Annotated in this window: 7 protein-coding genes; all 7 read right to left on the reverse strand. The window is 34.2% G+C overall.

The genetic code is table 11. The features are described from left to right. Window positions 1-107 precede the first annotated feature (107 nt). Window positions 108-1,550 carry a hypothetical protein gene (locus tag LB467_RS09850; RefSeq protein ID WP_224473862.1) on the reverse strand — a complete coding sequence of 481 codons (1,443 nt, stop codon included), beginning with the start codon at window positions 1,548-1,550 and terminating at the stop codon, window positions 108-110. A 147-nt stretch (window positions 1,551-1,697) separates the two neighbouring features. Continuing rightward, window positions 1,698-2,852 carry a DUF3800 domain-containing protein gene (locus LB467_RS09855; RefSeq protein WP_224473863.1) on the reverse strand — a complete coding sequence of 385 codons (1,155 nt, stop codon included), beginning with the start codon at window positions 2,850-2,852 and terminating at the stop codon, window positions 1,698-1,700. Between the two features lie 5 nt (window positions 2,853-2,857). Then, window positions 2,858-3,259, reverse strand: coding sequence for a hypothetical protein (locus LB467_RS09860; RefSeq protein ID WP_224473864.1), 402 nt, complete (start codon window positions 3,257-3,259; stop codon window positions 2,858-2,860). Window positions 3,260-3,261: 2 nt separating this feature from the next. Beyond that, a complete protein-coding gene (locus LB467_RS09865; RefSeq protein WP_224473865.1) occupies window positions 3,262-3,669 on the reverse strand; it encodes a hypothetical protein in 408 nt (135 codons plus the stop codon). Window positions 3,670-3,818: 149 nt separating this feature from the next. Then, window positions 3,819-4,061, reverse strand: coding sequence for a hypothetical protein (locus LB467_RS09870; protein WP_224473866.1), 243 nt, complete (start codon window positions 4,059-4,061; stop codon window positions 3,819-3,821). Next, window positions 4,061-5,647, reverse strand: coding sequence for a type I restriction-modification system subunit M (locus tag LB467_RS09875; RefSeq protein WP_224473867.1), 1,587 nt, complete (start codon window positions 5,645-5,647; stop codon window positions 4,061-4,063). The genes LB467_RS09870 and LB467_RS09875 overlap by 1 nt, the downstream gene beginning before the upstream one ends. A 185-nt stretch (window positions 5,648-5,832) precedes the next feature. Further along, the coding region (locus LB467_RS09880; protein ID WP_224473868.1) for a serine hydrolase domain-containing protein at window positions 5,833-6,557 on the reverse strand (725 nt) is incomplete at its 5' end.

Genomic DNA, 6,557 nt, shown 5'->3' on the forward strand with positions numbered 1-6,557 from the left:
GGTGACACGAAATTTTCGGTTAATCACAATTTTTAAATAGTAGTCAATAATGACATTTTTGAGTGCTCTCAATCAATATTGATTATTAGTTATTAGCAAACGTTTTTTTATTTCTTTTCCCAAGTCAGAAATCCAGATGTTAATTTTTTAAATTCTGTATTAAAAATTGCTCTTTCTGTATTGGGAAATTTCTCCAGTAGATAATCTAGAGATTCTATATATCTCTCGTTAATGATATTATGTTTAACTTCTGATATCATCTCAAGAGCCTGTTCCATTGATATTTTCCTGCTTAATTTTTGTTGAATATCAAATTCGCATAATTGAGCTATAAATAATGGTATAAAATCATCTTTTAGCATATTGAAAAATCTATCATAATATACTTTTCCAGACGGTGAAACCCCTCTCTTATAACTCAATCCACGACCAATTCTGCATAACATCACTGAATGAATTAAGTTTAATGCTACTTCATTAGGAATATCCGTTGAATCCTCAAAATATGTCATTATCTTTTTAATGACAGGCACTTCGTGATAGTAATTATCGTAAGCATAGTGAGCTTCTCTTAATTCATTAGATAAATTTTCTAAATTAATTACTCTTTCAGATTCTGTTCTATACTTATTACCATTTGCAATCTCAAAAAACTCACATCCTTTTTCGTACTTTTTTGTGTGAAGATTATTATTGTAACCCTCGAGAATAATTCCAATTTTATATTTCACATCATCAATTGATGCATTCCATACAATGGGGATTATTTTCGAAATGTTTTTTCTCAATATTTGGCTGCTGTCTTCTGAAACGTATAAGCCAAAAATTGTTCTTAATATTCTACTACAATGTAAAGATGAAAGGCTTGAAATTTGCCCTTTAATTTTTTCTACTTTGTCATCTTCAATGGTCTGTTCTAAATTTTTTAAATTCTGAATAAATGCTTTAACCTGAATTGCAGAATCGGATGGCATATCTTGTAAAACATCTTGTATACAAGTTTGAAACCACCCCATTAGTTCGAAAGCATTAATGGTATAATTTGTCGGATGCGAAATACCAATATCATTACGCATATCTAATATGTGAGCAAGTTTTTTATATGTGGTTTCACTAATTAACTCTAGTTTTTTACAGGTGTTTAAAAGTGTATTGTCTTTTAACCCAGCTAAATCTTCTTCCGAGTTATAAAGTTCTCGCATTTTACCACCTACAGATGCATCAAAGAAAATATCCAAGCCATAAGTAATAGCCTTGTTTCTTAACGCTAAGGTCACTTCATTCCAAATTGAATTCAAAGCATAATCAAAAAGTCCAAATCCAGCACCTACAACAAACTTTGATAAATATCTAGCATCCTTTTTTAATTCAACTGGAAGTTGAGAAATATAACCAGGTAAAGTTTGATTAATTATTCCTCTTTCTTGATTTGATGCAATAATATTGTCGGACGGTAACCCTAAATCTGCTAAAAATTCAGTTATTTTCTGAACTTGCGATTCTACAATGTCAGAGTGATTTTCTGTAATAATTATTTGTTTGTTGTTCATCCGCTTGTTTTTTAAATTTTTTCTGATGTCTTTATCAAAACAGTGGGAGCTGGCGAGCTTGATTGTCCCCAGGACCATCACCATAGCAAGCGAGCAGCGAGTTTCGATTCAACACAGATTTGAGCATTGTTATATTGTTTCCCAAAATTATTTTTTCAATTCAATAATTTCTTTTAAAGATTCGTATTCAGGATATTCCAAGATGTCAATTTCATTGAAACTACCTAATAATATGGAATCTCTACATTTCTTCATTCTCGAAAGCATAGGTTGTAAAATACTGTTGTATCTATTTACAAATTCAGTTAAATCAGATTTGTTTACTGGTAACTTATATCCGCCACTATTTGAACTCACAATAATTACATTATTGTCTCTTAAATTTCCTATAATATTTTTTCTAAATAGTCTCACAGAGTACTCTAAACCAATTTCATTTTTAAGTTTGTCCATTAATTCGTGTGTTTGAATGAAATAATGAGGACTGATTTTTTGAATTAACATTAAATATTTTAAAAGGTAGATTTGAGCTGTAATATCCGTTTCAACTTTGGACTCATTTTTATCAATATAGACTTTCACTAAATTCAGAGAGAGTTCCGCAATTTTCGGATCCAAATTTTCAGTGTCCTTATCTGTTCTTAAATAGTTGGTTACATTATTTGGCCAAAATCTAACATTAAGTTTGTCTTTTAATAACTTTAGATAATCAGATGAATTTTCTTGGAAGTGTTTTGTATCGAAACATTTGGCTAAACTTCCAACAATGAAATCACTTAATTGTATTAAATTATTTTCTTTACTATCACTAAACTCGAATAGCTTGGTCTCATTAAATAAATCATATTGAGTAACTTCTTTTTCTATATATTTCTGAAAACTTTTTTGATATTCTGCAGTTCCAATTTGGTCTGCTATAAATGTAATTTTATTGTTTATTCTGTTTAAGTCAGTTACTAATTGTTTATTGAAGTATTTGTAAAACGATTGTTTGATGCTTAAACCTTCTGAATCAATTTCTTTTTTGTCAACTACTATTACATAAATTGTAAAATCAATTTCATTTAAATCGTTAAGTATCGTCAATCTTCTTGCGTGATGTGCTCTTTTTACTTTTGAGGATTTTATTTCGCTATTTTGGAAATGAGTTTTTCGGACTTTGTCAATTATTTTTTGTCCAGTAATTAAATTTTCCTCTTTTATTAAAGTTGCACAAATCAGGAAATGAGATGAAACTCCTTCTTTATGAACTTCTATTGAGTTTGTGCCGAACTCGTCAATATGTGCAAGAATTTTTGTCAAATAGTTTATTTTTCCAATTGAATTAATAGCATATCGCATTGGTCATCTAAATAGGAAAGTTTAGGGACTAATTCCATTGATGCTTTTTCATTTCGCCAATCCTCTGGTTTACCCCAAAATTTCGCTTTATTATGTAAAAATCTGGGTAAGTTCTTCAATTCCGCATCAAGTGATTTTTTTAGTGCGTCATTCCACATTTTCGATAAATCCGTGTTTGCACGATACCCTTTGTTATCTATAAATTTTCTAGTTTCAAGTGAAGCCTGTTGAATTGCAATTAATGCTGAGGATATTCTTTCTCGGCGATCTTGGTCTATTTTACCTTTGACAATTTCTTTAGAAACTGCTTTGACAGATTCTTTTACTGACTCTACTAAAAATATTTTCCCGAGATATTCTATTATCATTTTTACTCTATTGAAACTTTAGTATTAGTAACCCAAAATATTTTGATTTCAAGTTTTTTTAGTGCAGGAATTATGTTATTAATGACCTGTCTCTGTTCTTTTGTGTCAGGTAATGCGATTCCTACCCTAGTTTGATTTCCTGCGGGCAAATTGGAAATAATTTTCATAGTTGCCAATATTGCAACAGAAATATGAGTTTTGACTTGGTTCCTGCTAAATGGAAGTCCAAATCTGTTCGAGGTCACTGATGCGCTTGTTCCGCCCTTTGCTTCGATGTATAGTTTTTCAACTTCCGTTTCGGCAATAATGTCAACTCCTTGCTGATTCGTAGTCAAACTTTGTTTAATATGATATCCTTTTAATTCAAGAAAGCTTGTTACTTTTTCAACTATTTCATTTTCTGTCAGCATTTTTTTCTAATTTGGGGCAGCATCCAAATAAAAACAGTGCGAGCTGGCGAGCTTGATTGTCAGCAAGTCAACCCGCTAAAGTAGCGAACACGGACCTTCGGTTCGACAAAGGTTTAAACATTTCTTACTATTTTATATTGCCTGCCGTTTTAATCATTACTGAAATAATTACTTAAGTCCTGAACTTTTAAGATTTGTCTTTCAATATGTTCATCTGAACAATTTTGCGATCTTAAAAATTCTTTATGTTTTTCTAGAAATTCTTCATATCCCACATTTTCATTTTCTGCGGCTTCTAAAGATTTTCTTGCATAATCGATTTCCAATTGGTGTGAGACAAAAATAAGGTCAGCACTACCGTATGATTTTTTTATTAGTTCTGCTAAATTCATTACTTTAAGAATAAATTATTAAAATTTGCTTTTATTTTTTCCTCTAATTCTTCCCCTTTTTCGAACTGTTCTAATAACTGCACCTTTAGGCTCTCCATTTTTTCTTCAAAAGGGATCCCGTCATCTTCTTCGGCTTCTGTGCCTACATAAATTCCCGGGGTGAGTTTGTAATCCTGCTTTTGTACATCAGTAATAGTTGCTGCTTTAGCAAATCCGTCAACATCTTCGTAATTTCCGTCGCGGTTTCTCCAGTTGTGGTAGGTCTCTGCAATTCGGCTAATATCATCATCACTAAAAACCCGCAGTTTTCTGCTGGCCATTGTGCCCATTTTGGAGGCATCCAGGAACAGGATCTCGTTATTGCGCTCGCGGTGGGTGCCGTCTTTTCCGTCGCGGTTTTTGCTCAGGATAAAAAGGCAGGCAGGGATTCCGGTGGTAAGGAACAGCTTATCGGGCATGCGTACAATGGCATCTATCATAGAATTGTCCACCATATGCTGCCGCACATTTTTTTCACCTTTATTATTGGAAGTCATCGCGCCGTTTGCCATTACAATTCCGGCAGTCCCGGTGTCGCTTAAATGGTGCCAGAAGGTTTGCATCCACATATAATTGGCGCTGCCATCTGTACTGAATTCCTCCTTTGGACCAAATAAACGGGGATCGCCATCAGGCAGATCTTCAGGATGCCAGTTGCTCACATTAAAAGGAGGATTGGCAATGATGTAATCGGCTTTAAGGTTAGGGAACTTGTCATCGAGCAAAGAATTCCCCAGTTTAATATCAAAAGAAAGGTCCCGCAGCATCAGGTTCATCAGGCACAGTCGCAAAGTTTGAGCGGTCATTTCCTGCCCATAGATCGCAATGTCTTTTTTGTTTCCGCCGTGTTCTTTGATGAACTTCAAACTCTGCACAAACATACCGCCACTCCCACAAGCCGGATCAAAGATGCGGCCTTTGTAAGGTTCCAGCAATTCCACCAGTAGCCTTACGATACTTCCGGGCGTAAAGAACTGCCCCGCACCCGAACCTTCCGCCATTGCAAATCGGCCGATATAATATTCATAGATACGGCCTAAAACATCACTTTCGGGATTTTCCTTTTCCGAAAATTTGGGTTTGGAAAGCAGGTTAATAATTCCGCCAGTTTGTTTGGGGGATAATTCACTCCGCACAAAGATCCGCGGCAGAATATTCACCAGCTGGGGGTTATACCCCGTTAACAGCTCCTGGATCACCTCAAAGGCATCATCAACCTTCACCTTGATATCATCCTGCTCGGCGTTATCCTTCAAATATTGCCAGGAAGCGGTTTCAGGAATTTTAAAAGTATTCCGGGAACGGTATTCATCCCGGTCTTCCAGGACGTAATTGATCTCTTCTTTATCTGTAGAGTAATAATCAGATTCGGGATCATTAAGCTGCTCCTTCAATTCCTCGCGTACCACCTCATAACGTTCGCTAAGGTGCTTTACGAAAACGAGGGGTAAGATGTAGTTTTTATAGTTGTTCTCAGATACCGCGCCTCTTAATTCGTTCGCCGCATCCCAGAGTTCTTTTTCAAAATCAATGTCTGCTTTTGCCATTAAATGGGGGTTGTATTCTTGGTCATGAAAATCAGGATCCTGTAGGGAAGAAACTGAAGGGGAAAGTTAGTTAAAATTTTTAAGAATAAATATTCCCGTAGGGAGGGAATGTTGTGATAAGGTATTTTCAAGTATATCCACCATGAATGAAAAGAAGTTGACTAAAACATTAAACGGAAATATTATTAGTTTACTTTTTCTTTGTATAAAACTTCTCTAATTCCATTTCTTGGCATTCTTGTAGTTGGTAGTTTTTCATTCTGTAAAAGTATAATTGTATTATTCTTGTTAATATCTCTTTCAAAATAATTAATAAAGCCTGCCCAATCTCCAGTATGAAGAACAATTTTTCCAATGTCAGGATTTTCTTCTAGCATCCATCCAAATCCGTAATCTGTGCTTTCATTATTCAAAGTTTTTGAGTTTAAAAACATTAACTCTTTACTCTTTTGACTAATTAATTTATTGTCTCGAATGGCTCTATCCCAAATAAATAAATCGCCAATAGTGGAATTGATTGCTCCGTCTCCAACCATTCCGTCTAAATAAACAACTTCATCATCTGATTTAGAATTTATAACAGGGATTTTCTGTTTTAAAGAATCGGAGTAAAAATATCCTTGAGCTAAATTTTCAATTGTTCTGGGTTGAAGAAATCGATGAAAAATAAAAGTGTTTTCCATTTTAAGCGGCTGGAAAATTTCTTTGCTCATAAATTCAGAATAGGTTAAGCCTGATACTCGTTCTATGATTGTTGCTAAAAGCACATATCCAGTATTACTATATAATACTCCCCAAATATAGGACAGGAAATTAAGTTGTAAATTAACCCTGTCAAAATGAAAACACCAAGAAGAAAATTCAGTGCCTCTTTCAAGGCTAAAGTAGCTATTGAAGCGATCAAAGAACA

The organism is Salegentibacter tibetensis, assembly GCF_020164485.1.
Taxonomy (GTDB): domain Bacteria; phylum Bacteroidota; class Bacteroidia; order Flavobacteriales; family Flavobacteriaceae; genus Salegentibacter; species Salegentibacter tibetensis.